At 73.2% G+C, this 26390-nt stretch carries 28 protein-coding genes, 1 tRNA gene and 1 riboswitch; of the genes, 19 read left to right on the top strand and 10 right to left on the bottom strand.

The window, feature by feature from the left end:
- Positions 1-56: 56 nt before the first annotated feature.
- Positions 57-1328, bottom strand: coding sequence for a PTS transporter subunit EIIC (locus ACFWUQ_RS25200; protein ID WP_384542124.1), 1272 nt, complete (start codon positions 1326-1328; stop codon positions 57-59).
- 290 nt (positions 1329-1618) lie between these two features.
- On the bottom strand, positions 1619-2920 hold the full coding sequence (locus tag ACFWUQ_RS25195) for a PTS transporter subunit EIIC (RefSeq protein ID WP_384542122.1): 1302 nt from the start codon (positions 2918-2920) through the stop codon (positions 1619-1621).
- Between the two features lie 227 nt (positions 2921-3147).
- Between ACFWUQ_RS25195 and ACFWUQ_RS25190 the strand changes: the two genes are divergently transcribed.
- The 4 genes from ACFWUQ_RS25190 to rdgB all read left to right on the top strand — a co-directional run bounded on the left by ACFWUQ_RS25190 (position 3148) and on the right by rdgB (position 5400).
- Positions 3148-3381, top strand: a complete 234-nt coding sequence (locus tag ACFWUQ_RS25190; RefSeq protein WP_361945811.1) for a PTS glucose/sucrose transporter subunit IIB — start codon at positions 3148-3150, stop codon at positions 3379-3381.
- An 83-nt stretch (positions 3382-3464) separates the two neighbouring features.
- A complete protein-coding gene (rph, locus tag ACFWUQ_RS25185; RefSeq protein WP_384542120.1) occupies positions 3465-4199 on the top strand; it encodes a ribonuclease PH in 735 nt (244 codons plus the stop codon).
- Positions 4200-4311: 112 nt separating this feature from the next.
- On the top strand, positions 4312-4710 hold the full coding sequence (locus ACFWUQ_RS25180; protein ID WP_384542117.1) for a hypothetical protein: 399 nt from the start codon (positions 4312-4314) through the stop codon (positions 4708-4710).
- Between the two features lie 75 nt (positions 4711-4785).
- Entirely contained in the window at positions 4786-5400 is a 615-nt protein-coding gene (rdgB, locus tag ACFWUQ_RS25175) for an RdgB/HAM1 family non-canonical purine NTP pyrophosphatase (RefSeq protein WP_384542114.1), read from the top strand.
- 62 nt (positions 5401-5462) lie between these two features.
- Here rdgB and ACFWUQ_RS25170 read toward each other — a convergent pair.
- Both ACFWUQ_RS25170 and bcp read right to left on the bottom strand, forming a co-directional pair.
- Positions 5463-5548, bottom strand: a tRNA-Leu gene (locus tag ACFWUQ_RS25170).
- 61 nt (positions 5549-5609) lie between these two features.
- Positions 5610-6077, bottom strand: a complete 468-nt coding sequence (gene bcp, locus ACFWUQ_RS25165) for a thioredoxin-dependent thiol peroxidase (RefSeq protein ID WP_384542112.1) — start codon at positions 6075-6077, stop codon at positions 5610-5612.
- 145 nt (positions 6078-6222) lie between these two features.
- Between bcp and ACFWUQ_RS25160 the strand changes: the two genes are divergently transcribed.
- The 3 genes from ACFWUQ_RS25160 (at position 6223) to ACFWUQ_RS25150 (ending at position 7398) form a co-directional block, all read left to right on the top strand.
- Positions 6223-6540 carry a DUF3618 domain-containing protein gene (locus ACFWUQ_RS25160; RefSeq protein ID WP_384542109.1) on the top strand — a complete coding sequence of 106 codons (318 nt, stop codon included), beginning with the start codon at positions 6223-6225 and terminating at the stop codon, positions 6538-6540.
- Between the two features lie 46 nt (positions 6541-6586).
- On the top strand, positions 6587-6928 hold the full coding sequence (locus ACFWUQ_RS25155; protein ID WP_384542107.1) for a GroES family chaperonin: 342 nt from the start codon (positions 6587-6589) through the stop codon (positions 6926-6928).
- Between the two features lie 48 nt (positions 6929-6976).
- Positions 6977-7046, top strand: a riboswitch (guanidine-III (ykkC-III) riboswitch).
- A gap of 31 nt (positions 7047-7077) precedes the next feature.
- Positions 7078-7398, top strand: coding sequence for a DMT family transporter (locus ACFWUQ_RS25150; protein WP_384542105.1), 321 nt, complete (start codon positions 7078-7080; stop codon positions 7396-7398).
- Positions 7399-7415: 17 nt separating this feature from the next.
- Here the strand turns inward: ACFWUQ_RS25150 and ACFWUQ_RS25145 are convergent, their stop codons facing one another.
- Entirely contained in the window at positions 7416-9824 is a 2409-nt protein-coding gene (locus ACFWUQ_RS25145) for a transglycosylase domain-containing protein (protein WP_384542103.1), read from the bottom strand.
- Between the two features lie 174 nt (positions 9825-9998).
- Here ACFWUQ_RS25145 and ACFWUQ_RS25140 point away from each other — a divergent pair, with 174 nt between their 5' ends.
- The 5 genes from ACFWUQ_RS25140 to ACFWUQ_RS25120 all read left to right on the top strand — a co-directional run bounded on the left by ACFWUQ_RS25140 (position 9999) and on the right by ACFWUQ_RS25120 (position 14920).
- On the top strand, positions 9999-10826 hold the full coding sequence (locus ACFWUQ_RS25140; protein WP_384542100.1) for an ABC transporter permease: 828 nt from the start codon (positions 9999-10001) through the stop codon (positions 10824-10826).
- A 52-nt stretch (positions 10827-10878) separates the two neighbouring features.
- Positions 10879-11691 (top strand): ABC transporter permease, encoded by an 813-nt coding sequence (locus ACFWUQ_RS25135; RefSeq protein WP_384542129.1) that lies wholly within the window; start codon positions 10879-10881, stop codon positions 11689-11691.
- Positions 11692-11695: 4 nt separating this feature from the next.
- On the top strand, positions 11696-12679 hold the full coding sequence (locus tag ACFWUQ_RS25130; RefSeq protein ID WP_384542098.1) for an ATP-binding cassette domain-containing protein: 984 nt from the start codon (positions 11696-11698) through the stop codon (positions 12677-12679).
- Positions 12680-12759: 80 nt separating this feature from the next.
- The gene (locus ACFWUQ_RS25125) at positions 12760-13440 is read left to right on the top strand and encodes a DUF1707 domain-containing protein (protein ID WP_384542095.1); all 681 of its coding nucleotides are present in this window, start codon (positions 12760-12762) and stop codon (positions 13438-13440) included.
- A 265-nt stretch (positions 13441-13705) separates the two neighbouring features.
- Positions 13706-14920, top strand: coding sequence for a DUF445 domain-containing protein (locus tag ACFWUQ_RS25120; protein ID WP_384542093.1), 1215 nt, complete (start codon positions 13706-13708; stop codon positions 14918-14920).
- On the opposite strand, the gene ACFWUQ_RS25115 is transcribed toward ACFWUQ_RS25120, so the two are convergent.
- The gene (locus ACFWUQ_RS25115; protein ID WP_384542090.1) at positions 14890-15096 is read right to left on the bottom strand and encodes a hypothetical protein; all 207 of its coding nucleotides are present in this window, start codon (positions 15094-15096) and stop codon (positions 14890-14892) included. The two genes, ACFWUQ_RS25120 and ACFWUQ_RS25115, sit on opposite strands and share 31 nt — an antisense overlap.
- A 168-nt stretch (positions 15097-15264) precedes the next feature.
- Here ACFWUQ_RS25115 and ACFWUQ_RS25110 point away from each other — a divergent pair, with 168 nt between their 5' ends.
- Both ACFWUQ_RS25110 and ACFWUQ_RS25105 read left to right on the top strand, forming a co-directional pair.
- Complete coding sequence (locus ACFWUQ_RS25110) at positions 15265-15801, top strand: GNAT family N-acetyltransferase (protein ID WP_384542088.1); 537 nt, start codon at positions 15265-15267, stop codon at positions 15799-15801.
- Positions 15802-16075: 274 nt separating this feature from the next.
- The gene (locus tag ACFWUQ_RS25105) at positions 16076-17050 is read left to right on the top strand and encodes a hypothetical protein (RefSeq protein ID WP_384542085.1); all 975 of its coding nucleotides are present in this window, start codon (positions 16076-16078) and stop codon (positions 17048-17050) included.
- Between the two features lie 51 nt (positions 17051-17101).
- Here ACFWUQ_RS25105 and ACFWUQ_RS25100 read toward each other — a convergent pair whose 3' ends face one another.
- Complete coding sequence (locus tag ACFWUQ_RS25100; RefSeq protein WP_384542082.1) at positions 17102-17581, bottom strand: very short patch repair endonuclease; 480 nt, start codon at positions 17579-17581, stop codon at positions 17102-17104.
- 127 nt (positions 17582-17708) lie between these two features.
- Entirely contained in the window at positions 17709-18713 is a 1005-nt protein-coding gene (locus ACFWUQ_RS25095) for an SEC-C metal-binding domain-containing protein (RefSeq protein WP_384542079.1), read from the bottom strand.
- A gap of 63 nt (positions 18714-18776) precedes the next feature.
- On the opposite strand from ACFWUQ_RS25095, the gene ACFWUQ_RS25090 reads away from it, so the two are divergent.
- From ACFWUQ_RS25090 to ACFWUQ_RS25075, 4 genes are all read left to right on the top strand, one after another.
- A complete protein-coding gene (locus tag ACFWUQ_RS25090; protein WP_384542126.1) occupies positions 18777-19595 on the top strand; it encodes a class E sortase in 819 nt (272 codons plus the stop codon).
- A 107-nt stretch (positions 19596-19702) separates the two neighbouring features.
- Positions 19703-20062: a DUF6412 domain-containing protein gene (locus tag ACFWUQ_RS25085; protein WP_384542077.1), complete on the top strand. Its 360-nt coding sequence runs from the start codon at positions 19703-19705 to the stop codon at positions 20060-20062.
- Positions 20063-20223: 161 nt separating this feature from the next.
- Positions 20224-20976 carry a YidC/Oxa1 family membrane protein insertase gene (locus ACFWUQ_RS25080; protein WP_384542075.1) on the top strand — a complete coding sequence of 251 codons (753 nt, stop codon included), beginning with the start codon at positions 20224-20226 and terminating at the stop codon, positions 20974-20976.
- 122 nt (positions 20977-21098) lie between these two features.
- Positions 21099-21956, top strand: coding sequence for a fumarylacetoacetate hydrolase family protein (locus tag ACFWUQ_RS25075; RefSeq protein ID WP_384542072.1), 858 nt, complete (start codon positions 21099-21101; stop codon positions 21954-21956).
- 134 nt (positions 21957-22090) lie between these two features.
- Here the strand turns inward: ACFWUQ_RS25075 and ACFWUQ_RS25070 are convergent, their stop codons facing one another.
- Positions 22091-23212 carry a Gfo/Idh/MocA family oxidoreductase gene (locus ACFWUQ_RS25070; protein ID WP_384542070.1) on the bottom strand — a complete coding sequence of 374 codons (1122 nt, stop codon included), beginning with the start codon at positions 23210-23212 and terminating at the stop codon, positions 22091-22093.
- A gap of 55 nt (positions 23213-23267) precedes the next feature.
- On the opposite strand from ACFWUQ_RS25070, the gene ACFWUQ_RS25065 reads away from it, so the two are divergent.
- Positions 23268-25190: an ROK family protein gene (locus tag ACFWUQ_RS25065; protein ID WP_384542067.1), complete on the top strand. Its 1923-nt coding sequence runs from the start codon at positions 23268-23270 to the stop codon at positions 25188-25190.
- Positions 25191-25338: 148 nt separating this feature from the next.
- Here the strand turns inward: ACFWUQ_RS25065 and ACFWUQ_RS25060 are convergent, their stop codons facing one another.
- Positions 25339-25794 carry a hypothetical protein gene (locus tag ACFWUQ_RS25060; RefSeq protein ID WP_384542064.1) on the bottom strand — a complete coding sequence of 152 codons (456 nt, stop codon included), beginning with the start codon at positions 25792-25794 and terminating at the stop codon, positions 25339-25341.
- Positions 25795-26390: the final 596 nt, after the last annotated feature.

Genomic DNA, 26390 nt, shown 5'->3' with positions numbered 1-26390 from the left:
GCCCTCAGGAGAGAGGGCGGGGGCTCCGGCGTATGCGCCGCGGGGCGGCAGGGGCCTTACTTGGCCTCGGCCTTCGCCAGCTCGGCGAGCTCCTCGTCGGACTCGCGGCCCGGCGTCGGGAGGTTGAACTTGGTGATCGCGAAGCGGAAGACGACGTAGTAGACCGCCGCGAAGCAGAGGCCGACGAGCGCCAGCATCCACGGCTTCTCCGCGATGCCCAGGTTCAGCAGGAAGTCGACGAGCCCGGCCGAGAAGCCGAAGCCGTCGCGCATGCCCAGGGCCCAGGTGAGCGCCAGGGAGACACCGGTCAGCACCGCGTGGATCGCGTACAGCACCGGGGCGATGAACATGAAGGTGAACTCGATCGGCTCGGTCACACCGGTGACGAAGGAGGTGAGCGCGAGGGAGAGCATCATGCCGCCGACGACCTTGCGGCGCTCGGGGCGGGCGCAGTGGACGATCGCGAGGCAGGCTGCCGGGAGCGCGAACATCATGATCGGGAAGAAGCCGGTCATGAACTGTCCGGCCGTCGGGTCACCGGCGAGGAAGCGGCCGATGTCGCCGTGGACGGCGCCGGTGGGGGTTTCGAACGAACCGGCCTGGAACCACGGGAAGGAGTTCAGCAGGTGGTGCATGCCGATGGGGATGAGCGCGCGGTTGGCGACACCGAAGATGCCCGCACCGACGGCGCCGGAACCGGTCAGCCACTCACCGAAGTTGTGCAGACCCGTGCCGAGGACCGGCCAGATGAGACCGAAGACGATACCGGTGACCAGACCCGCGAGGGCGGAGAGGATCGGGACGAGGCGGCGGCCGCCGAAGAAGCCCGCCCAGTCCGGCAGCTTGGTCCGGTAGAACTTCTGGTACAGCAGCGCGGTGATGACACCCATCACGACACCGCCGAGCACACCGGCGTTGACCGGGGCGTCGACGTTGACGATCTTGCCGGCGACGACCGTCGCCTTCTGGGGGAGGTTGCTGTCGGTGAAGGTGGCGAGGACCTTCTGGAAGACCAGGTAGCCGGTGACGGCGGCCAGGGCGGTGGAACCGTCCGACTTCTTCGCGAAGCCGATCGCGATACCGACGGCGAACAGCAGCGCCATGTTGTCGAGGATCGCGCCGCCGCCGGCGGCCATGTAACCGGCGATCTTCAGGACGAAGGTCGGGAAGACGTCCTTGTCGCCCAGCATGTCGTCCGCGCCCAGGCGGAGCAGGAGCGCGCCGGCGGGCAGCACGGCAACGGGGAGCATGAGGCTCCGGCCGATGCGCTGCATGACGGCCATCACGCCAGCGCCCTTCTTCGATTCCGCAGCGGTCGCTGTGGACATGTGGTTCCTCCAGTGGGCAAGGCGCCGCCCGGGGGATGGAAACGGGGGATGGCGACGTCTCAGAAAAAGGGGGTGACGCGGGCGCAGACAGGCCCACGTGGTCTACACCAATATCTGGTGTAGACCAGTTGTAACACGGTGAGCGTTAGATAAGGAACCTTCAATTTCATGTGGTCTACACCACACGTCGGCCGGACCCGTCCCGCGGCCGCGTCCGCGGACCTCCGGACATGCCCGAAGCCCCCGGATCCGTGGATCCGAGGGCTTCGGGGAGGGATGAAGGGCCCGGTTCAGGCCTTGGTGTTCTCCTTCTGCATCTCCTCGATCTCCTCGTCCGACTCGCGGCCGGGCGTGGCCAGGTCGAACGTGGTGATCGCGAAGCGGAAGACCACGTAGTACACGATCGCGAAGGCCAGGCCGATCGGGATGATCAGCCACGGCTTGGTCGCCAGACCCCAGTTGATGACGTAGTCGATCAGGCCCGCGGAGAAGCTGAACCCGTCGTGCACCCCGAGGGCCCACGTCACCGCCATGGAGACACCCGTCAGCACCGCGTGGACCACGTACAGCGCCGGCGCCACGAACAGGAACGAGTACTCCAGCGGCTCCGTGATGCCCGTGACGAAGGAGGTGAGGGCCACCGACAGCATCAGGCCGCCGACCTCCTTGCGCCGCAGCGGCTTCGCGCAGTGCGTGATCGCCAGCGCCGCCGCCGGGAGCGCGAACATCATGATGGGGAAGAAGCCGGACAGGAACTGGCCGGCGTCGGGGTCGCCCGCCAGGAACATCGGGATGTCGCCGTGCACCGCCGTGCCGTCCGGCTTGGTGTACGTACCGAACTGGAACCACACCGGCACGTTGAGGAACTGGTGCAGGCCGATCACCAGCAGCGCGCGGTTCGCGATGCCGAAGATTCCCGCGCCCCAGGAGCCCAGGCCCACCAGCCAGTCGGAGAAGCTCTCCAGCGCGTCGCCGATCGGCGGCCAGATCCACAGGCACAGCACGGCGAAGGCGATCGCCACGAAGGTCATGATGATCGGGACCAGCCGCCGGCCGTTGAAGAAGCCCAGCCAGTCGACCAGCTTCACGCGGTGGTAGCGCTGCCAGAACCAGGCGGACAGCAGGCCCATGACGATGCCGCCGAACACCCCGGGGTTCTGGAAGGTGTACTCCGCGAACGTGTTGTCGGGCCCCAGGCAGCCGCCGCCGATGTCCGTGGTCTGCGCGGGGCACGCCTTGGGGAAGGCGCGCAGCACGGAGCGGTAGACCAGGAAGCCCACGGTCGCCGCCAGCGCCGTCGACCCGTCCGCCTTCTTGGCCATGCCGATCGCGACACCGATGCAGAAGAGGAGGGGCAGGCCCAGGTCGGCGTTCAGCAGCGCGCCGCCCGCGCTCGCCATCACCCTGGCGACGTCCGTCCAGCCGAGGCCGTCCTTGCCGAAGACGTCGTCCTGGCCCAGCCGGTTCAGGATGCCCGCCGCCGGCAGCACGGCGATCGGCAGCTGGAGGCTCCGTCCCATCTTCTGGAGTCCCTGGAACAAGCCGTTCCACCACGGCTGCTGCGGCGCTGCTCCGGTGCTGCTCGCGCTCATCGGCGTCCTCCCTGACGGGCCCGTTTTTGGCAGGTGCAACACGTACGGCACACTGGTGTAGACCAGTTGTGGGCGGGCTGCTGCTGATCGTCATCATTCGGCAGACGGCCGTCACACGCTCGCATAGATGGGCCAACCGTGAGCTACCGTGACAAAGCGGACCGCGCGGGTGGGATCCACGACCTGGCCGCCGAGACTCGTTCTTCGTAACACCCAGGGAGAAACACATGGCCACCAAGGCTGAGAAGATCGTCGCCGGGCTCGGCGGTATCGAGAACATCGAAGAGGTCGAAGGCTGCATCACCCGCCTGCGCACCGAGGTCGTCGACCCGTCGCTCGTCGACGAGGCCGCCCTCAAGGCCGCCGGCGCCCACGGCGTCGTCAAGATGGGCACCGCGATCCAGGTCGTCATCGGCACCGACGCCGACCCCATCGCCGCCGACATCGAAGACATGATGTGATCTGAGAACGCCCGACAGGACCCCGTACCGGACCCACCCGGACGGGGTCCTCTCGTTCCCCCGCAGGGACTAGGCTCGGAGCCATGTCTCGCATCGACGGCCGTACGCCCGAACAGCTCCGCCCGGTCACCATCGAACGCGGATGGAGCAAGCACGCCGAGGGCTCCGTCCTCATCTCCTTCGGAGACACCAAGGTCTTCTGCACCGCCTCCTTCACCGAAGGCGTCCCGCGCTGGCGCAAGGGCAGCGGCGAGGGCTGGGTCACCTCCGAGTACTCGATGCTGCCCCGCTCCACCAACACCCGCGGCGACCGCGAATCCGTACGCGGCAAGATCGGCGGCCGCACGCACGAGATCTCCCGCCTCATCGGCCGCTCGCTGCGCGCCGTCATCGACTACAAGGCCCTCGGCGAGAACACGGTCGTCCTGGACTGCGACGTCCTCCAGGCCGACGGCGGCACCCGCACCGCGGCCATCACCGGCGCCTACGTCGCCCTCGCCGACGCCATCGCCTGGGGCCAGAAGAAGAAGCTCGTCAAGGCCGGCCGCAAGCCCCTCACCGGCACCGTCGCCGCCGTCAGCGTCGGCATCGTCGACGGCGTCCCCCTCCTCGACCTCTGCTACGAGGAGGACGTGCGCGCCGAGACCGACATGAACGTCGTCTGCACCGGCGACGGCCGCTTCGTCGAGGTCCAGGGCACCGCCGAGGGCGAGCCCTTCGACCGCAAGGAACTGAACGCCCTCCTCGACCTCGCCGCCGGCGGCTGCGCCGACCTGGAAGCCCTCCAGCTGAGCGCGCTCGACCTGCAGACGCCGTAACGCCGCCACCGCGGCAACCGCCGGGCCCCGCCCGGCGTCTACGACGGTACGGGCGCGCGGTGTCACAGCCGCGCGCCCGTCCACGTACCCACACGCCTACCCGGGGGACCGAATGAAGATCTCGTCCAAGCCGAAGCACCGCCTGACGGCCCTCGCCGTCGCGGCCGTCCTGGCCGTTCCGGCTCTGACGTCCTGCGACGCGATATCCACGGCAATGGACTGCGCCAACACGGCGGTGGCCATCGCGGACAGCGCCAACGACCTCCAGCAGGCGGTCTCCCAGGCGGGCAACAGCCCGCAGGACGCCCAGAACGCGCTGAACTCCATCGACGAGAACCTGAAGAAGATCGGCGACCAGACGAACAACGCCGACCTCGGCAAGGCCATCGACTCGATGACCGCGGCCGTCACGAACGTACGCACCTCCCTGGAGAGCGGCAACGTCAACCCGGACATCAAGCCGGTCGCCGACGCCGCCTCGGAGATCTCCAAGGTCTGCACCCCCGGCTGACCGGACCGGCACCGGGCGGCGAGCGACCGGGACCCGGCGCCCCGCCCCCGGCGGACGGCACGGGATAATCGGGCCATGACCTCGACGCCCAGCCGCCTGATCCTGGCCACCCGCAACGCGGGCAAAGTCACCGAACTCCGCGCGATCCTGTCCGACGCCGGCCTGCCCCACGAGCTGGTCGGCGCGGACGCGTACCCGCAGATCCCGGATGTGAAGGAAACCGGCGTCACCTTCGCCGAGAACGCCCTGCTCAAGGCCCACGCCCTGGCCCGCGCCACCGGCCTGCCGGCCGTCGCCGACGACTCCGGCCTCTGCGTGGACGTCCTCAACGGCGCCCCCGGGATCTTCTCCGCCCGCTGGTCGGGCTCCCACGGCGACGACGGGGCCAACCTCCGCCTGCTGCTGGCGCAGCTCGCCGACATCGCCCCCGAGCACCGGGGCGCGCACTTCTTCTGCGCCGCGGCCCTCGCCCTGCCGGACGGCACCGAACGCGTCGTCGAGGGCCGGCTCCTGGGCACTCTGCGCCTCGCCCCCACCGGCACCGGCGGCTTCGGATACGACCCGATCCTCCAGCCGCTCGGCGAGTCCCGCACCTGCGCGGAGCTGACGGCGGCGGAGAAGAACGCGATCTCCCACCGCGGCCAGGCCTTCCGCGCCCTGGTCCCGGCGGTCCGCGAACTGCTGGGCTGACGCGGCCCCGCCCTGGCACGCCGAAGGCCCGGCTCACGGAGCCGGGCCTTCGATCCTCAGGTTGGTGCGGTCGATGGGATTCGAACCCACATGGACTTTCGTCCAGAGGCACCTAAAACCTCCGCTTATACCGTTCAGCAACGACCGCTCGCGCCGCAATCCTAGCGGGAGAGCAGCGTTTTGTGGCCGCTGCGGTGGGGCGGGGCGGGTCAGATGCCGAGGTCCTTGATGATCTTGGCTACGTGGCCGGTCGCCTTGACGTTGTAGAAGGCGTGCTCGACCTTGCCGTCCTCGTCCACGACCACCGTGGAGCGGATGACGCCGGTCACCGTCTTGCCGTAGAGCTTCTTCTCGCCGTACGCGCCGTAGGCGGCCAGCGTCTCCTTGCCCGGGTCGCCGACGAGGGTGACCCGCAGGCTCTCCTTGTCGCGGAACTTCGCGAGCTTCTCCGGCTTGTCCGGGGAGACGCCGATGACGTCGTAGCCGGCCGTGGCCAGTGCGTCCAGGTTGTCCGTGAAGTCGCAGGCCTGCTTGGTGCAGCCCGGCGTCAGGGCGGCCGGGTAGAAGTACACGATCACCTTGCGGCCCTTGTGGTCGGCCAGCGAGACCTCGTTGCCGTCCGCGTCGGGCAGGGTGAAGGCGGGGGCGGTGTCGCCCGGCGTAAGTCGCTCACTCATGTCGGCAGTCTCCTCAGGACGGGATCGGTGTGCCATGAGCCTAAGCTGACGTAGCTGACAGACTGTTCCCGGCGGATCACTCCGCGGGCGACACCTCATGACCCGACACACCACGACATGACACGACGACGACGGAGGCAGCGCGGTGCCGGAAGCCAGGACCCCCGCACAGATCGAGGCGGACATCGTCCGCCGCCGCGAGCAGCTCGCCGAGACGCTCGACGAGATCGGCGTGCGGATGCACCCGAAGACGATCATCGGGGACGCGAAGGCCAGGGTCGCCTCGACCGTCGACCACACCGCGGGACGGGCCTTCGCCGCCGTGAACCGGACCGTCACGGACCTCCAGGCCGGGTTCCGGTCGCAGGACGGATCGCCCCGGTTCGAGCGGATCGTGCCCGTCGCGCTGCTCGCGGCGGGTGTGGTCGGGCTGCTCGTGGTGGCGTCGCGCCGCAAGCGGTGACGACCCTCCGGCGTGCGGGGCGGGAGCGGGCAGGTAGGTTCGGGGCGTGAGCGAGAACACCACCGACGACAAGCTGCCCATCCGTATGCTGCACGACCGCGTGCTCGTGCGCTCCGACTCGCCCGAGGGCGAGCGGCGCTCGGGCGGCGGCATCCTGATTCCGGCGACGGCGGCCGTGGGCAAGCGGCTGGCCTGGGCCGCGGTGGTCGCGGTCGGGCAGAACGTGCGGAGCGTGGAGCCCGGTGACCGGGTGCTGTACGACCCCGAGGACCGGGCCGAGGTCGAGGTGCGGGGCGCGACGTACGTGCTGATGCGCGAACGGGACCTGCACGCGGTGGCCGCGGAGCGGCTGGAGGGGTCGGAGGACTCCACCGGGCTGTACCTCTGAGCGCACTCTTATCGGCGAGGGCCGGTGGCCGAGGTCACCGGCCCTTTCCGCTGCCCTTTGCTACGGTGGGGGGACCCCGACGAGACGCGCCGTACCGGGTACGACAAGACGACGCACCCCGTATCGCTCGACGTCTCGGAGGTGCCGTCATGGCATGGGTCCTGCTTCTCCTCGCCGGTCTGCTTGAGGTCGGCTGGTCGATCGGCATGAAGTTCACCGAGGGCTTCACCCGGTTGTGGCCCAGTGTGTTCACGGGCGCGGGCATCGTCGCCAGCATGGTGCTGCTGTCGTACGCCGCCAAGACCCTGCCGATCGGTACGGCGTACGGGGTGTGGGTGGGCATCGGGGCCGCCGGTGCGGCGGTGCTCGGTATGGCGGTGCTGGGTGAGCCCGTCACCGCCGCCCGGATCTTCTTCATCGGCCTGCTGCTGGTCGCCGTCGTCGGCCTGAAGGCGACCTCCGGTCACTGACGGGTCCTCGGACGCGGCTACTCCAGGAACGCGGACGGCGGTCGCGCGACGCCGCCGGTACCGCCGTCCGCGCCGCCCTGGCTGCCGCCGCCGGTGCCGCCCTGGCCGCCTTCGGTGGTGCCGCCGTTGTCCTGGCCCCGGTTGTCCTGACCGCCCTGCGTCTGACCGCCCTGGGTCTGGCCCCCTTGCGTCTGGCCGCCGTTGTCCTGGCCGCCCTGGGTCTGCCCGCCCTGGGTCTGGCCGCCCTGGGTCTGGCCGCCCTGGGTCTGGCCGCCGGTCGGAGGGGTCGGCCGGAGCGGGGGTGCCGGGGTGCGGCTGCCCGGGGTCTGCGGGGGGAGTTCGGACTCCTCGTCCGACGGGGGCGGGGGCTGGGCCGCGCCGGGCTGGAGTTCCAGTTCGAAGTCGACGGGGTCGGTGCCCTCCAGGGCCGCCTTCGTGTAGGCGGCCCAGATCCGGGCGGGGTAGCCGCCTCCGCCGATCCGGGCCTCGCCGAGGGCGTTGTAGAGGGACTGCAGGGTGCCCGTGTCCGGGTCCTGGCCCATCATCGAGACCACCGTGACCAGGTCCGGGGTGTACGCGGCGAACCAGGCGGAGCGGTCGAGTTCGGCGGTACCGGTCTTGCCGGCGGCCGGGTGGCCGGCGGCGAGGGCGGCCGTTCCGGTTCCGTTGTCGACGACGCTCATCAGCATGGAGGTGGTGGTGTCGGCGGCTTCGCGGCTGATCGCCTGGACGGAGGCGCGGTCGGGCAGGGCGATGGTGTCGCCGCCCTTGGTGATCTTCTCCAGGAAGGTGTACGGGGTGCGGCGGCCGTGGTCGGCGAGGGTGGCGTAGGCCTGGGTCATGTCGAGGACGCTGGCCTGCAGGGTGCCGAGCGCCATGGCCGGCCCGGCGTCGAAGTTGGGGGTGTTCTCGGGGACGCCGAGGCTGATGGCGGTCCGCTTGACCTCGGCGGTGCCGACGTCGACGACCATCTGGGCGAAGACGGCGTTGACGGAGAGGTCGGTGGCGGTGTTGACGGTGATGTTGCCGTAGGAGACCTGCCCCTCGTTCTCCGGGGCGTAGGCGAGCCGGGTGCCGACGACCCGGCGCCTGTTGTCGCCGTTGTAGACGGTGTTCGGGGTGATGCGGCGGCCGTCCTGGGTGCGGGAGCCGTTCTCGACGGCGGCGGCGAAGACGAACGGCTTGAAGGTGGAGGCGACCTGGTAGTCGTGCCGGGTCGCGTTGTTGACGTACTGCTTGGTGTAGTCGATGCCGCCGTACAGGGCGACGACCTTGCCGGTGGCGGGGTCGATGGAGACGCCGCCGGCGCGGACGAACCGGTCGGCCTTGCGGACCTGGGGGTCGAGCCTGCTGACGAGCTGGGCGTCGACGGCGTCGACGAAGGCGCTCTGGCGGCGCCTGTCGATGGTGGTGGCGATGCGGTAGCCGCCTTCGGCCAGGGTCTTGTCGCCGAGGATGCCCCGTTCGAGGATGAAGTCCTTGACGGCTTCGACGAGGTAGCCGCGCTGCCCGGAGAGGCCGGCGGCGGCCCGGACCTTGCCCGGCTCGGGGAAGGGGGTGGCGGCCCGTTCGGCGGCGGGGAGCCAGTCCTTCTTGACCATGCCGTCGAGTACGTAGTTCCAGCGGGCGAGGGCGCGGGGGCGGCTGCCGGGGTGGGACACGACGTCGAAGGCGCTGGGGGAGTTGAGGAGCGTGGCGAGGTACGCGCCCTCGGCGGTGGTGAGCGTGCCGACGTCCTTGCCGTAGTAGGCCTGGGAGGCGGCCTGGATGCCGTACGCGTTGCGGCCGAAGTAACTGGTGTTCAGGTACCCCTCCAGGATGTAGTTCTTGGACTTCTCGCGACCGAGTTTGATCGCGATGAAGAACTCCTTGACCTTGCGTTTGATGGTCTGTTCCTGGCCCAGGTAGTAGTTCTTGACGTACTGCTGAGTGATGGTCGAGCCGGACTGGGTGCCCTTGCCCGTCGCCGTGTTCCAGGCGGCGCGGAGCATGGCCTTCGGGTCGACCGCCCGTTCGGAGTAGAAGTCGCGGTCCTCGGCGGCGAGTACGGCTTCCTGGACGGTGCGGGGGACCTGCGAGAGCGGGACGTTGACGCGGTTGACCTCGCCGTCGCGCGCGATCTGCGAGCCGTCGGAGTAGAGGTAGACGTTCGACTGGGCGGTCGCCGCGGCGTTGGCGGGCGGGATGTCGACGAGCAGGTAGCCGGCGACGAGGGCGCCGCCGAGCAGCAGGGCCAGGAGCAGCAGGCCGCCGACGACCGTGCGCCAGGTGGGCAGGACGCGGCGCCAGCCGGTCCGGCCCCGGCCGCGTCCCGGCTCCGGTCGGGGCCGCGGCCGCTGCCGGGGCCGCTGCTCCTGCCGCTGTCGCGGGTCGGGGGTGTCCGGGTCGCGAGGGATCCAGCCCGGTGGTGGTGACTGGTCGCTCATCTCCGGAACTCCTCAGCGCCGTGCGAAATATCCACTTCTGTACCTCATGGTGTCTACCCGATGGCCGCTGATTCCGCGCCGGACGGGCGTAAATCGGTCGCGTGGCTCGCCCCTCCGTACTAAGCTCGCGCGCTTTGGCCGACGTAGGAACGACGTGGGAAACGGAGGGATACGGTGCAGCGGGCAGCAGGAGGGACGGCGCGTCTCTACCTCGCCGTCGCGGCGGGCGGCTTCCGCCGGTACGCGACCTACGGGACGGCCACCGCGGCCGGGGTGTTCACCAACACCGTGTTCGGTTTCATCGTGGCGTACACCTACATAGCGCTGTGGAGCGAGCGTCCCGGACTCGGCGGCTACGACCAGGCGCAGGCGCTCACGTTCGTGTTCGTGAGCCAGTCGCTCCTCGCCGCCGGGGCGATCATCGGGGGCGGCTTCCAGGAGGAGCTGCAGGAGCGCGTGCGCACGGGCGACATCGCCGTCGACCTGTACCGGCCGGCGGACCTCCAACTGTGGTGGCTGGCGGCCGATCTGGGCCGGGCCGGCTTCCAGCTGCTGGGGCGCGGGGTGGTGCCGATCGTGGCCGGGGCGCTGGCGTTCCAGCTGGCGCTGCCGGCGGATCCGGTGCGCTGGCTGCTGTTCCTGGTCTCGGTGGCGCTCGGGCTGGTGGTGAGTTTCGGCCTGCGCTACCTGCTGGGGCTGGCGGCGTTCTGGCTGATGGACGGGTCCGGCGTCAATCTGATGGCCACCGTCGTCTCGATCTTCTTCTCCGGGATGCTGCTGCCGCTGACCCTGTTCCCGGGCGGTTTCGGCGAGTTGGTCCGGGCGCTGCCGTGGGCGGCGATGCTCCAGGTCCCGCTCGACGTGCTGCTGGGCAAGCACGCGGGAGCCGGGGCCGCGACCGGGGCGCTGGCCTTCCAGGCCGGTTGGGCCCTGGCCCTGCTGGGCGCGGGGCGGCTGCTGCAGTCGGCGGCGACACGGAAGGTGGTGGTCCAGGGTGGCTGAGGCGCTGTTGGAGCGGGAGTTCGCCCCGCCCGCGGTGGCCCCGCCGGGCCGGATGCGGGTGGTCCGTGAGGGGGTGCGGGGCTACGGCCTGATCGCGGGGATGTGGATCCGCTCGACGCTGACGTACCGGACGTCCTTCACCCTCTCCGTGGTGGGGAACGCGGCGATCACACTCCTCGACTTCGTCGCGATCTTCATCATGTTCTCCCACGTGGACGTCCTCGGCGGATTCGCCCTGCCCGAGGTCGCCCTGCTGTACGGAGCCTGCTCGGCCTCGCTGGGCCTGGCGGACCTGCTGCTGGGCAACACCGACCGGATCGGCACCCGGATCCGCGACGGGTCCCTGGACACGATGCTGGTGCGGCCGGTGCCGGTGCTCGCGCAGGTCGCGGCGGACCGCTTCGCGCTGCGCCGGCTGGGGCGGATCGGGCAGGGGCTGGCGGTGCTGGGCTGGGCGGCGTGGACGGTGGACGTCGACTGGACGCCCGCCAAGGTGCTGCTGGTACCGGTGATGTTCGTGGCCGGCGCGGCGATCTTCGCGGCGGTGATGGTGGGCGGGGCGGCGTTCCAGTTCCTGGCCGGGGACGCGGCGGAGGTGCAGAACTCCTTCACGTACGGGGGCTGCACGATGCTCCAGTACCCGCCGACGGTGTTCGCGCAGGACCTGCTGCGCGGGGTGACGTTCGTGATCCCGCTGGCCTTCGTCAACTGGCTGCCCGCGCTGTACGTGCTGGGGCGGCCGCAACCGCTGGGGCTGCCGGGGTGGGTCGCTTTCCTGAGCCCCCTGGTGGCCCTCGCGGTGTTCGTGCCCGCGTCGCTGGTCTGGCGCGCGGGTGTCCGTTCGTACCGCAGTACGGGGAGTTGAGCCAGTGGTGCCGGAGGATGGGTCGGATGTGCTGATCTCCGTGGACGGGGTCGAGAAGGTCTTCGACGTACGGCGTCGGGTGGGTCTGATGCGCCGGGAGAAGCACCGGGTCAGGGCCGTGGACGGGATCAGTTTCGAGGTGGCGCGCGGGGAGGTGGTCGGGTACATCGGGCCCAACGGGGCCGGGAAGTCGACCACCATCAAGATGCTGACCGGCATCCTGACGCCGAGCGGCGGCCGCCTGCGGGTCGCGGGCATCGACCCGGCGCGGGAGCGGATGCGCCTGGCGCACCGGATCGGGGTGGTCTTCGGGCAGCGCACGACATTGTGGTGGGACCTGCCGCTGAAGGACTCCTACGGGCTGATGCGGCGGATGTACCGCATCCCGGCGGCGCGGTACGCGCACAACCTGGAGCGCTGCGTGGACCGGCTGGACCTGGCCGAACTGCTCGACGTACCGGTGCGGCAGCTGTCGCTCGGGCAGCGGATGCGCGGGGACATCGCGGCCGCGCTGCTGCACGACCCGGACGTGCTGTACCTGGACGAGCCGACGATCGGGCTCGACGTGGTGAGCAAGGCGAAGGTACGGGGCTTCCTGCGGCAGTTGAACGAGGAGCTCGGCACCACCGTGCTGCTGACCACGCACGACCTCCAGGACATCGAACAGCTCTGCGAGCGGGTCATGGTCATCGACCACGGGCGCCTGATGTACGACGGGGCGCTCGCCGGACTGCACTCGGCCGGGACGGCGGGGGAGAGCGAGCGGACGCTGGTGGTCGACCTGGACCGGGAGCACGCGCCGATCAGCGTGGCGGGGGCGCGGGTGGTGAAGGTGGAGGGGCCCCGGCAGTGGCTGGCGTTCCCGGCGGAGGCGTCGGCCGCCCCTCTGGTGGCGGCGGTGGCGGCGGAGTACCCGCTGGTGGACCTCTCGGTACGCGAACCGGACATCGAGGACGTGATCGCGCGGATGTACGCGGGGCGCGGCTGAGCCGAAATCAGGGACAATCCAGGGTCGTCGGGGCGGCCGGCGGCCTACGGCTCCCGCCGGTCGCTGCATAGGCTGTTCGTATGAGTGACGAGCGGCCCGAGAAGCCGTTTCCTGAGCTGCGGGCGTCGGACGCCGACCGGGACCGGGTGGTGGAGCGTCTGCGGGACGCCGTCGCCGAGGGCCGGCTCGACATGGAGGAGTTCGAGGAGCGGTTGGAGGCGGCGTACACGTCGCGGACCTACGCGGAGCTGGAGCCCCTCACGCGGGACCTGCCGGGGGGCGCGGTGCACCACCCGCAGGCGGCTCCGGCCGAGGCCGCCCCGGTGCCGTACGCCCCGGGCGCCGGCCGCGGGCAGGCCTGGCCGGAGCGGATCGGCGGGTCGGCGGTGTCGACGACGGCCGTCGCCGTGATGGCCGGGTTCCAGCGCCGGGGCCAGTGGACGGTGCCGGCGCGGTTCCACGCGGTGGCGTTCTGGGGCGGCGGGGAGCTCGACCTGCGGGAGGCCCGCTTCGCGGAGCGCGAGGTCGTGATCAACTGCTTCGCGGTCATGGGCGGCATCGTGATCACGGTGCCGCCGGGCGTGGAGGTCGACGTCCGGGGCACAGGCGTGATGGGAGCCTTCGACCAGCGCGACACCCCGGGGCCGCCCCAGCCCGGCGCGCCGCGCGTGGTGGTGACGGGCCTCGCCTTCTGGGGCGGTGTGGAGGTCAAGGTCAAGGACCCCGAGGCGCTGCGCGGCGGCGACCGCAAGGCCCTGTAGCCGGGGCGCCCCGGGGCCCGCGGGCCGACGGGCCCGCCGGCCCGCGGGATCCGCATGGCGTGGCGGGAACTCCTCCGGCCTCCCAGTAGTCGGATGCTATGCAGACAAAACCGGCGCCCCCGGGGGAAGGCAGGAGCACGTGGACAGCCGCACCACAGTCGGAGGGACCGCCCCGCCGGCCCCACCGCACGGCGGGCCGCCCCCACCCCGGGGGGCGTTCGTCTTCAGCCCGGCGGACGAGGAGCGCCGACACGGCGTCCGCCGGATGAAGACCACCGCGACCGGCCTGCTGGCCCTGGTCGCGCTCGTCTACGTACTGGCCAAGGTCGCGCAGAACGCCTGGGGCGCCGGCGCCTGGGCCGGCTATGTCGCGGCCGCGGCCGAAGCCGGCATGGTCGGCGCGCTCGCGGACTGGTTCGCGGTCACCGCCCTCTTCCGGCGCCCCCTCGGCCTCCCCATCCCGCACACCGCGATCATCCCGACCAAGAAGGACCAGCTCGGCATCTCCCTCGGGGAGTTCGTCGGCGAGAACTTCCTCTCCTCCGACGTGGTCCGCGCCCGCCTGCACTCCCTCGGCATCGGCGGCCGCCTCGGCGCCTGGCTGGCCGACCCCGCACACGCCGACCGGGTCACGGCCGAGCTCGCCACCGCGCTGCGCGGGGCGCTGACCGTCCTGCGCGACTCCGACGTGCAGGCCGTCGTCGGCGAGGCCATCACGCGGCGCGCCGAGACCGCCGAGATCGCGCCGGGCATCGGCAAGACGCTGGAGCGGGTCGTCACGGACGGCGGGCACCACCGCGCCGTGGACCTCGTGTGCGCCAAGGCCCACGACTGGCTGGTCACGCACGGCGCGTCGATCTCGGACGCGGTCCAGGGCGGCGCCCCCGGCTGGACCCCGCGCTTCGTCGACCGCAAGGTGGGCGAGCGCGTCTACAAGGAGCTGCTGCGCTTCGTCACGGAGATGCGGGACATGCCCGAGCACCCGGCGCGCGGTGCGGTGGACCGGTTCCTGACGGACTTCGCCGCCGACCTCCAGTCGGACACGGAGACGAGGGCCCGCGTGGAGAGGCTCAAGTCCGAGCTCCTGGCGCGGGGAGAGGTCCAGGACGTGATCGCCTCGGCCTGGACCGCCGTCCGGTCGATGATCATGTCGGCGGCCGAGGACGAGCAGAGCGAGCTGCGCCTGCGGGTGCGGGCGTCGCTGATGTCCCTGGGCGGCCGCCTGGCCACCGACAGCCGCCTCCAGACGAAGGTGGAGGGCTGGATCGAGGGCGCGGTGGTGTACGTCGTCACCACCTACCGCACCGAGATCACCTCGCTGATCACGGACACCGTGGCCGGCTGGGACGCCGAGCACACCTCCCGCAAGATCGAGGCGCACATCGGCCGCGACCTCCAGTTCATCCGGATCAACGGCACGGTGGTCGGCGCCCTGGCGGGCCTGCTGATCTACACGGTGTCCCGCGCCCTGGGCGGCTGACGCCTCCGCCCGGCCGCCCGGCGGGCAGCCGGCGCCGCCGCCAGCGCGAGCACCGCCCCGCCGATCACCGCGTCCGGCACGGAGTCCCGTACCGCGTCCGGCAGCACGGCCACCACGCCGAGGACGAGGAGGAAGGCGAGCGCGCACCGGCCGGCGGCCCGAAGGAGTCTGTCCACGGCTGCCCAACGCGTCCGCCGGGTCCGCCGACACGGAGGCGCGGGAGGGGATTTGTCGCACACTCGCCGGATCCGTGCGATGCCCGCCGCCGGGAACCCGGAGCGCATAAATTCACTCTCCCCACCCAAAGGGAAGAATCCCCACCCACCATCAGGAGCCAGGACATCGTGATCTGCTACGGACAGGCCGTCCTCGACCTCGCGGACGAACTGGTCGACGCCTACGCGGACGTCTTCTCCGCCCCGCCGTGGAACGAAAGCGAAGAAACCATTCGCCAGTTCGCCACCCGCCTCCAGGCCGATGCCCGGCGCCGCGGTTTCCGTACCGCCTTCGCCCAGTCCAGCACCGGCATCGACGGCTTCGCCACCGGCTGGATCACCCCGGCCTCCTTCCCCAAGAACCGTGCGTACGGGCAGGTCGCGGCGCAGCTCGGCGCCGTGCGCGTGAAGGAGCTCCTCACCGGGGCGCTGGAGATAGACGAACTCGCCGTACGCCCCCACGCGCGCGGCCGCGGCACCGGACGGGACCTGCTGACCGAGATCACCGCCGACGCCCCCGACCGCCGGGCGTGGCTGCTGACCTCGCGCCTCGCGGTCGACACGGTGGCGACGTACCGCCGCCTGGGCTGGCACGAGGTACCGGCGAGGCCCGGCACGGAGACCGGCGTGCTGGTCTTCCTCTCCCCGGAGCACCCGAACCGGTAGCGGGCGCCGCGGGTGTCGCACCGGTCCGCCGGGCATATCCCGCGACATGATCACGAACCCGCGCACGACCCCCGCGGCCGGAACCGATCCCGCGTCCGGAACCGGTCCCGCTACTGGAACTGAGCCCGCTGCCGGACCGGCGCCCGTACCCGCGCCCGGGCCATCGCCTGAGCTCGTACCCGTACCCGTACCCGGCCCCGCGCCCGGCCCCGCATCCGCACCTCGGCCCCGGCCGGCCGGAGCCGCTCCCGACTCCGCCCAGCGGGCGGCGCTCGTGGCGCGCCGGCAGTTCAACCTGGCCACCCGCCGCCAGCTCACCGCGGCCGGTGTCCCCGACGCGACCGTCACCTCCCGCAGCCGTCCGGGCGGGCCCTGGCAGCGCCTGCTGCCCCGGGTGCACCTCCTCCAGACGGGGCCGCCCGACCGAAGGCAACGGGCCCTCGCCGCCGTCCTGTACGCCGCCGAGCCGACCGCCGACCCCCTGTCCGGGAGTACCGCCGCCCTCACCGGCGGCGCCGCCCTCGCCCTCCTCGGCATCCGGGAGGCCCCGCACACCCCGGCCGACGTCCTGGTGCGCGCGCCCCGCCGACTCACCGGCACCCCGGAGGTCCGCCCGCTGCCGACCTCCCGATGGCCGCGCACGATCACCGTCCGCGGCGTGCCCAGCACCCGCCCGGTCCGCGCGGCGGCCGACTTCGCCTCCCGCGGTGAGCACCCCGACCGGATCCGCTCGGTCCTCGCGCAGGTCGTCCAGGCCGGCTGGTGCCACCCGCACGACCTGCACGCCGAGTTACGGGCCGCCCGCCTGCTGAACCGCCCGGCGGTCCGCGCCGCGGCCGCGGAGCTCCTCGCCGGGGTCCGCTCGATCGCCGAGGCCCGGGCCCGCGACGCCCTCGCGGCGACGGACCTGCCGACACCGCTGTGGAACGCCCGCCTCCACACCCCGGACGGCACCTTCCTCGCCAGCCCTGACGGCTACTGGCCCGATGAGGGCGTGGCCCTGGAGATCGACTCGGCGGAGTACCACTACACCCGCGACTCCTGGCACGCCACCCTCCGCCGCCGCCTGCGTCTGGAGGCCCACGGCATCCTGGTGGTCAGCGCCACGCCCTCGATGGTCCGCGACACCCCGGCGGACGTCGTCGCGGCCCTGCGGGCCCTCCTCGCCCTCGCCGCCGGCCGCCCGGCCCCGCCCACGGCCCTGGCCCGCGGCCACCAGCAGCTGCCCCTGTTCGCGGAACAGCGCTGAGCGCCGCCCGGCGCGTGCCCGGTCGGCGCGCAACCCTTCCGCGGACCGCCGTCAGGGGCCCGGTGGCCGCCGGCCGCGGGAGGTGCGCAGGGCGTCGCGCACCGCGGCGGCGACGTCGGCGGGGTCCTCGTGCTCCCAGAAGCGCAGGACCGTCCAACCGGCCGCTTCCAGGTGCGCGCTGGTTCCGCGGTCGCGGGCCGTGTTCGCGTCCAACTTGGCGCGCCACCACTGCGCGTTCGCGGCAGGACGCGTCGCGTGCTGCGGACAGCCGTGCCAGAAGCAGCCGTCGAGGAACACGGCGACCCGGGCGCCGCTCCACGCGATGTCGATCGTGCGCCGCGGCATACCGGGAACGGGGACGTTCACCCGGTAGCGCAGGCCCGACGCGTGCAGGAGGCGGCGTACGGCCATCTCCTGCGCGGTGTCGCGCGAGGCCTGCCGGCTCATGCGCGCGGAGACCCCGGCGGAGGACGGCACGGGGGCGGCCGGCACGGGGGGCGGGGAGGCGGGGGGCGGGACGGCACCGGGCATGGACTCATGGTGCCGGCCCGCGCCCCGCCCTGCGCCCCGGTCCTGGTCCCGGGCCTCGTTCCGGCCCGCGCCCTGCCCTGCGCCCCGGTCCCGATTGCGGCCCGCCGCCGTGCCGTCCGGCGGCGGGTCAGGCCTTCGCGGCGCCGTGGCACTCCGCGTACGGCTTGCCCGAGGCGCACCAGCAGGGGGTGCCGGGGGAGGGGGGCCAGGAGGTGGCCCGGCCCCGGGCCGCCAGGGTCGTGGCGTACTCCGCCAGGAGGCTGGGGGAGGCCGGGGAGGTCTTCTCCGACGCGGCGAAGGCCTCGAAGGACGGGACGCTCGCCGTGACGATGCCCAGGTTCGTGGTGCCGGAGGCGGCCAGCGCGCGCAGGGAGGACTCCACCGCCAGCAGGTGGGCCTCGTGCGAGGGGTACTCGGCCGCGAGCGTCGGGTAGCTGGTCAGGAGTTCGGCCAGTTCGTGCTGGGGCCAGTGCAGGATGGCCACCGGGAAGGGGCGGGAGAGGGCGGCGCGCCGGTCGCCCAGCTCCGCGCGCAGGCGGGCGATCTCGGCGCGGAGCTCGGCCGGGTCGTCGGAGCCGAGGGCCCAGATGCGCTTGGGGTCGTGGAGCTCGTCGAGCGGGATCGGTCCGATGTGACGGGTGTCGGCGACCATGTCCCACTCGTCGTGCGGCAGTCCGAGCAGGCGGCGGACCCGGTGACGGCCGGTCAGCAGCGCGGTCGTGGCCGGGATGAGGGGGGCGTCCTCGGTGACGAGCAGGGACGCCGCCTCGGTGAAGCACTCGTGCGAGGCCTCCAACTCGTCGTGTGCCTCCAGGGTTTCCGCGATGACCTCCCACGGCGCCGGGTCCTTCGGCGACGCGGCTCGGATGCCCGAGATCAGGGCGCGGGCCTCGGCCTCGTGGCCGTACTCCCAGAGGTTCGACGCCTGCAGGGCCTTGATCAGGTGCGGATCGGCCGGCGAGGCGGAGAGGAGTTGGTCGTACAGGGCGCTCGCCCGGTCGCGTGCGTCGGCCAGTTCGAGGTGGGCCGCGGCCTGGAGGAGCAACGGCTCCTGGTCCTCGGGGTAGCGGGTCGCCGTGCGGATGAGGCGCTCGGCTTCGGCGATGTGCTCGGCAGGCGTGTCGGGGCGCATGGTTCACACCGTACTGCCGCTGGTCAGTTGACGGGGGAGGACTTAGGGTGCCGCCCGTGAGAGATCACGTACCCGTGGTGGTGCAGGGGAGCGGCCGGCGGGTGCGCCGGGCCCGTCTCGCGGGGCTGCTGTGGGTGGGCGCCGAGGCGGTCACCACGCTGGGCGTGGTCGTGGCGCTGCTGGTGGTGCACCAGGTGTGGTGGACCAATCGGGAGGCCTTCGCCGCCGCGCAGGAGCAGGTCAGGGCCCTGGAGAGGGCCTGGGGCGACGAAGGGGAGCCCGATCCGGCGGCCGGGGCGCCGCCTGCGACGGTCTCACCCCCGACGGCCTCGCCCCCCGGCGGACCCCGTACCGGGCGCCCCCTCCGCGCCGTCCGAGGGGGAGCCCGGCGGGCAGGCCCCGCCCGCCGCCCCGGACCCGTACCCCGCGCTCCGCGGGGAGGGGGCGTACGCGGTCCTGCGCATCCCGCGCCTCGGCATCGCGGTGCCCGTCGCCCAGGGCGTCGACAAGCGGTCCGTCCTGGACAAGGGGTACGCCGGCCAGTACCCCGGCACCGCGCAGCCGGGGGCGCGGGGCAATTTCGCCCTCGCCGGGCACCGGAACACGCACGGCGAGCCCTTCCGCCGCATCGACCGGCTGCGCGCGGGCGACGAGCTTTTCGTGGACGTCCGGGGGCGCCGGCACACGTACGTCGTGGGGAAGATCCTCGCCGAGACCACCGAGCGCGACACGGGGGTCATCGCCCCCGTGCCGCGCAGCATCGTGAAGCCGGGGCAGGGCTACGGCGAGCCGGGCGCGTACATCACCCTCACCACCTGCACGCCCGAGTACAGCTCCAGGTACCGGCTGGTGGTCTGGGGCACGCTGAAGACCTCGGGATGAGCGGGTAGGGGCGGCGCCCCGATTGTCGGCGGGCGCGGCTAGTATCGGTGGCGAGGAGCGGACTCCGTACGGGAGTTGGCGCGCGGAAGCGGGAGGAGGCGGTCCGGATGACTCGGCAGCGACGCGGCGGACACGCCCTGTTCTCCCCCTCCCTCCTGTCCGCCAGGACCTCGACGGCGCTCGCCGTGCTGGCCCCTCTCGCGCTGCTGCTCGGGGGGATCCTCGGCCTGTTCGCCGGGGAGGGCGGGCTGGGCGCCGTGGTCGTCGCGCTCGCGGCCACCGTCGCGCTGGGCACCGAAGCCCTGGCCGCCGCCGCGCGGCTGGTGCGGCCCGTGCCGCCGCACCGGATACGCACCGCGATCCGTGATCGCGAACAGCGCACGGCGTTCCTGCCGCAGCGCGATCCCGACGCCTCGGGCCGATCGCGGCCCAGGGCACCCGGCCGTCTCGTTCCGACGGCCGCGTAGGGGCGCGCAGTACTTCCCGCCTTCCGCTGATCCCGCCGGGGGTTCCGGTGCCGGCTGCTGCCGGCACGGTTCCTGACGGGTCCCACTGTCGCGCCCCTCGCGGGTCGTCACGCCGAAACGCATCTCTTTCGACGTTCGACGAAACCCTTCGGAGGGCCCGCGTGTCCGTTTTCACTCATCTTGTCGCCCAGCTGGGACGGCTCCTGGAGCCGTTCCTGGCCGGGTCTTCGACCGCCGCCGCGATCGTGCTGTTCACCGTGCTGGTGCGCCTCGTGCTGTACCCGATGAGCCGCGCCGCCTTCCGGGCCCCGACCCCGATGGCCGGGTGCCTTCCGCTGCTGCTGCAACTCCCGGTGTTCTTCGTGATGTACCAGGCCTTCTCCTCGGCGGAGGTGGGCGGAGCGGCGAACGAACTGCTCGGGCACCAGCTGCTCGCCGCGCCGCTCGGGAGCCACTGGACCGGAGCGCTGGAGCACGGCGGCCTGTTCGGGGCGCGGGGGCTGGTCTTCCTCGGGCTGTTCGCGGCGATCGCGGTCGTGGCCGCGTGGAGCGCCGTCCGGGCGCGGCGGGCGACGGCGCTCGCTGATGCCGGTGCGGGTGCCGGTGCGAAGGCGGGCGGTGCGGGTGCCGGCGCCGCCGGCGGCCTGCCCGAGCTGAGCGCCGAGCAGCGGGAGCTCATGCGCAAGCTGGGCGGCGTGCTCCCCCTGCTGTCGTTCGGGACGTTGATCACGGCCGCGCTCGTACCGCTGGCCGCCGGTCTGTACCTGCTCACCACCACCGCGTGGACCGTGGCGGAGCGGGCCTGGCTCCAGTCCCGCAAGGACCGGGCGGAACGGGTGAGCCGGTCGGCGGAAGGGACGCGGGCGGCGTCGGCCGAGGAGGTCACGCGCTCCAGTACGCGTTCCAGTCCGTGAACAGGGTCTTGCGGATGGGGCGAACTTCTTGGAGGATCGGCCAATCCTCCGATGGCCGCAACCCATCGTCCGGCCCGGGGCATGCCCGTGGGCCGACCATCCTCGACCACGGGAGAATGCCCATGAAGCTGCTGCGTGTCGGACCGGTCGGGTCGGAGCGCCCCGCGCTGCTCGACCAGGACGGGACCCTGCGGGACCTGTCCGGCCTGATCACGGATGTGGACGGCGCGCTGCTCGCCGACGACGCCGTGCTGTCCCGGGTACGGGACGCGGCGGCGTCGGGGGAGCTCCCGGTCCTGGACGCCGAAGGCCTGCGCACAGGAGCCCCGGTCGGCCGCATAGGCAAGATCGTGGGCATCGGGCTGAACTACTTCGGGCACGCGGCGGAGGTCGGCGCGGAGCCGCCGGCCGAGCCGATCCTGTTCCTCAAGGCGGCGGACACCGTGGTGGGCCCGGACGACACCGTCCTGATCCCGCGCGGCAGCGTCAAGACCGACTGGGAGGCCGAGCTCGGCGTCGTCATCGGCGGCACCGCGCGCTACCTGGCCTCCGCCGAGGAAGGCCTCGCCCACGTCGGCGGGTACGTCCTGGTCAACGACGTGTCGGAGCGCGAGTTCCAGATCGAGCGCGGCGGGACCTGGGACAAGGGCAAGAACTGCGAGACCTTCACCCCGGTCGGCCCCTGGCTGCTGACGGCCGACGAGGTGGCGGACCCGCAGGCCCTGGACGTGCGGCTGTGGGTCAACGGGGAGCTCAAGCAGTCGGGCAACACCGCCGACCAGATCTTCCCGGTCGGTGAGGTCGTGCGGTACCTGAGCCAGTTCATGACCCTCTACCCCGGCGATGTCGTCGTCACCGGCACCCCGGCGGGCGTGGCCATGGGCCGGCCGGAGCCGAAGCCGTACCTGCGGGCCGGCGACGTCGTGGAGCTGGAGATCGACGGCCTGGGCCGTCAGCGCCAGGAGTTCAAGAACGCGTAGTGGCGGGGGCGGGGGCGGGGCTCCTCCCCTCGCCCCCCTCGCGAGTGGGGCCGAGCGGGGCGGGGCGGGGCCGCTGGCGGCGGGGTCGCTGGCGGCGCCGCCCCCGCGCCCGTGTGCCGCCGTATCCGTGCGCGTCAGAGGTCCGTGCCGAGGTAGGCGATCTTCACGACCACCCCTTCGCGGGACGAGGTCCGCGCCGCCTCCAGGACGTCGAGGCAGTGCGCCGCCTCGTACGCCGTGACCGGCGCCGGGCCGCCGTCGCGCAGGGCCGCCGCGACGGCCGCGTAGTACGCCGGGTAGTCGCCCGGAGCGGTCCGTACCGGCGTGCCGCCACCGGTCAGCGGGGACTCGCCCGACCCCAGCCGGCCCCACATGTGCTCGGGCTCCTCGCCCCACGGCTGGTCGGCAGCTCCCGGCCGCAGCCCCTCCCGCAGGGCTCCCTCCTGCGGGTCGAGCCCGTACTTCACCCAGCCCGCCCGCGAACCGAGGACGCGGAAGCGGGGGCCGAGCTGGGCGGTGGTCGCGCTGACATAGAGGTGGGAGCGGACCCCGCCGGCGTGGGTGAGGGCGATGAACGTGTCGTCGTCGGTCTCGGCGCCCGGGCGGCGCACGTCGGTCTCCGCGTAGACGCGTACGGCCGGACCGAACAGCGTCAGCGCCTGGTCCACGACGTGGCTGCCCAGGTCGTACAGCAGGCCGCCCACCTCCTCCGGGGCGCCCGACTCGCGCCAGCCGCCCTTGAGCTGGGGCCGCCACCGCTCGAAACGGGACTCGAAGCGGTGGATCTCGCCGAGCTCGCCGTCCGCGAGGAGGCGGCGCAGGGTGAGGAAGTCGTTGTCCCAGCGGCGGTTCTGGAAGACGGACAGGAACGTGCCGGTCCGCTCGGCGAGGGCGGCCAGCTCGCGCGCCTCGGCGGCGGTCGCGGCCAGCGGCTTGTCCACGACCACGGCGAGGCCCGCGGCGAGAGCGGCGCCGGCGAGCGGGACGTGGGTCTTGTTGGGGGAGGCGATGACCACGAGGTCGAGGGGCGGTGCGTCCCCGCGCCCCTCGCCCCACAGTTCGTCGGCGGAGCGGGCGACGCGGATGTCGGGGAACTCCGCGCGGGCCTGTTCCTGCCGGGCCGGGTCGGAGGTGACGACGGTGTCGAGGGCGAGGCCCTCGGTGGCGGCCACGAGGGGGGCGTGGAAGACGGAACCGGCGAGTCCGTAGCCGATGAGGCCGACGCGGAGGGGCGGGGTGGGGGCGGTGGCGTTCATGCTGCCACTTTGGCAACACTGTTGCCGAAGTGCAAGGAAGGTGGAGAATGGCCGGGTGAACTGGGGTAGCGGCGACGGCACCGTACATACCGGCGGTGGTGGCAGGGGCAGCGGTCTGGGCGGGGTGAACCTGCCGGTGCTGCGCGGCCACAACGAGGCGCTGGTGCTCAGCCTGCTGCGCGCGGCCGGCCCGACGGGCCTGGGGCGCGCGGAGCTCGCCGCCCGCACGGGGCTCACCCCGCAGGCCGTCAGCAAGATCACGGCCCGGCTCGGCGCGGACGGGCTGGTCGCGGAGGCGGGCCGCGCCGCGTCCACCGGCGGCAAACCGCGTACCTTGCTCCGGCTGGTGCCGCAGGCGCGCCACGCGGTCGGGGTGCACCTGGACCGGGACGAACTCCGGGCGGTACGGGTGGACCTGGCGGGCGTGGTCGTCGCGGAGACCGGCGGGCCGCTGGACTTCGCGGCCGACCCGGAGGCGGTGGTGGAGGCGGTGGTCCGCGCGGTGGCGCGGGTCCGCGAGGTGCCCGGGACGGCGGTCCCGGTCCCCGTCCTGGGCGCGGGCGTGGCGGCGCCCGGCCCGCTGGACCACCGGACCGGTGTGATGGGGCGGGTGACGGGGTGCCCGAGGTGGGAGGGGTTTCCACTGCGTGCGGTGCTGGAGGCTCGGCTGGGGCTGCCGGTGCTGCTGGACAAGGACACCAACGCGGCCGCCGCAGCCCACCCCCCCGCGACCACCCCGCCCGGCACGAGCGCCGCCCCGGCGGGCGGCGGGGCGGGGCGGGCGGGTAGTGGGGCCGTCCCCGCGGGTGGTGGGGCCGTCCCGGCGGGTGGTGGGGCTGCCCCGTCCGGCGGGAGTGCTGTCCCGGCGGGTGGTGGGGCTGCCCCGTCCGGCAGGAGTGCGGCCCCGGCGGGTGGTGGGGCCGACCTGCCCGGCGGGAGTGCTGTCCCGTCCGGTGGTGGGGCCGTCCCGCCCGGCGGGAGCGCTGTCCCGGCGGGTGGTGGGGCCGACCTACCCGGCAGCAGTGCGGCCCCGGGCGGCGGTGGGGCCGCCCCGGCTGGCGGGAGTGCGGCGCGGGCGGGCGGTGGGGCCGGCCCGGCGGGTGGTGGGGCTGTCCCGTCCGGCGGGAGTGCCGCCCCAGAGGGCGGGAGTGCCGTCCCGCCCGGCAGGAGTGTGGCCCCGGGAGGCGTTGGGGCCGACCCGGCCAGTGGGAGTGCTGTTTCGGCGGGCGGTGGGGTCGTCCCGTCCGGCGGGAGTCCTGTTTCGGCGGGCGGTGGCGCCGTCCCGTCCGGCCGGAGTGCTGTCCCGGCGGGCGGTGAGGCCGTCCCGGCCGGCGGGAGTGCCGTTCCGTCCGGTGGTGGGGCCGTCCCACTCGGCGGGAGTGCCGTTCCGCCCGGCGGCGGGGACGTCCTGCCCGGCGGGAGCGGTGTCCCCGCGGGCGGTGGGGCCGTCCCGGCCGGTGGTGGGGCCGTCCCCCTTGGCAGACTCGCCGTCCCGGCCACTCCTGCCGGTCCGGGCGGCGGGCCGGGAGAGGGGGCACGGACCTCGGTGTACCTGCACGTCGGTACGGGGCTGGGGGCGGGGCTGCGGTTGGGCGGTGAGGTGTACCGGGGGACGCGCTCGGCGGCGGGCGAGTTCGGGCACCAGGTGCTCAGCCTGGACGGGCCGCCGTGCCGGTGCGGGGCGCGCGGCTGCGCCGAGGTGCTCTGCCTCGCGGCGGTGGCGCGGGGGGACCTTCCCGCGGCGGCCCGGATCGTGGGGGAGGGGGCGGCGAACCTGGTGGCGCTGCTGGACGTGGACCACGTCGTCCTGGGCGGCCGCGTCGTGGAGCGCGCACCGGACGTCTTCGTCGCCGGGGTCCGGGCCGTGCTCACGGCCCGCGCCCTCACCTCGCCCGCGCCCACCGTGGCCCTCGCGGTGGCGGGCGTGGCGGAGGGCGCGGCAGAGCTGGCCCTCGCCCCCTTCTTCGGCCGCCCCTGACGCACGCCGAGCCCGTACCCGCCCGGCCCGCCACGCCCGGCCCGCGGCACCTGACGCGCACGCCCGGCCGGCCCGGCCCACGCCCGGCCAGCCCGCGCACGCACTGAGCAGGTTGACGGGCAACCGCTGGTCAGCGCACTCAGCGCACTCAGCGCCGCACGAAGTCCGTTACGGTGCCGTGGTTGTCGGGAGAGGCCAGGCTCAAGAGCATCAGCCCCACGATGAATACCAGCAGGATCAGCCCCGGCACGTTATCGGGCCCCCAACTGACGGGCTGCCGAACCGGTGGGCCGGGTGTGGCGTCATCGCGTGCAGCGTCGGAGTCGGCGCGCTGCCAGGGCGCGACATCGGCCTCACCCCGGACGATCCGCGCGGCCACGTGGCGTACGTCGGCCGCGTGGTAGGTCGGCTCGCGGGTCAGGTCGGGGGAGGGCACACCCGAGGTACGTACGCTGTTGGCCCGCGCCACGGCCCTGACGCTGCTCGGCTTGATCTGCGGCCACATCTCGCTGACTTCGGCCTTGGTCAGCCAGCCTCCCTCGCCCTCAAGGTCCTGCTCGTCCGCTGCCCCCATTCGAACTCCGCCCCCTCGCTCGCCGATCATTCTTGGCTTGATACCCAGACCGCGGAAAGATCACCCGGCCGAGCAGCCCACTCGAACTCCCCCCCAACGGTGACCGGTAGAGAAACGACTTCGGACTGCGGCACCTGACCTGCGGCGCCTGCCCCGCAGCACCTGACGCGCGGAGCCTGACCCGTACGCGCCTGGCCCGCAGCACCTGACGCGCGACGCCTGACCCGTACGCATATGACGCGCGGCGCCTGACGCCTGCGCCGGGCCCGCCTTGCTCCCCCGGCGCGGCCGGGTCCGGCCCGTCCGGCCCCGGCCTGCGGCGCTTGACGCCCGCGCCCGGTCCGGCCTGCGCGCGCGTCTGACCAGCGCGCGCCTAGCCCGCGCGCGCCTGACGCCCGCGCCCGGATCGCGTCGCTCGGCCTGCCCGCGCCTAGCGCGCAGGCGCGGGTCCGGCGCGCCTGACCCGGACCCGCCTGGCCCGCCGCGGCGCTCGACGCGCACGCCCGGCCTGGCCCGCGCCCGGCCTGCGCACGCGTCTGACCAGCGCGCGCCTAGCCCGCGCGCGCCTGACGCCCGCGCCCGGATCGCGTCGCTCGGCCTGCCCGCGCCTAGCGCGCAGGCGCGGG

The sequence above is a fragment of the Streptomyces sp. NPDC058662 genome, from assembly GCF_042716255.1.
Classification (GTDB): domain Bacteria; phylum Actinomycetota; class Actinomycetes; order Streptomycetales; family Streptomycetaceae; genus Streptomyces.
The sequence above is the reverse complement of the archived record's forward strand: the minus strand, read 5'-3'. Positions and strand labels throughout refer to the sequence as shown.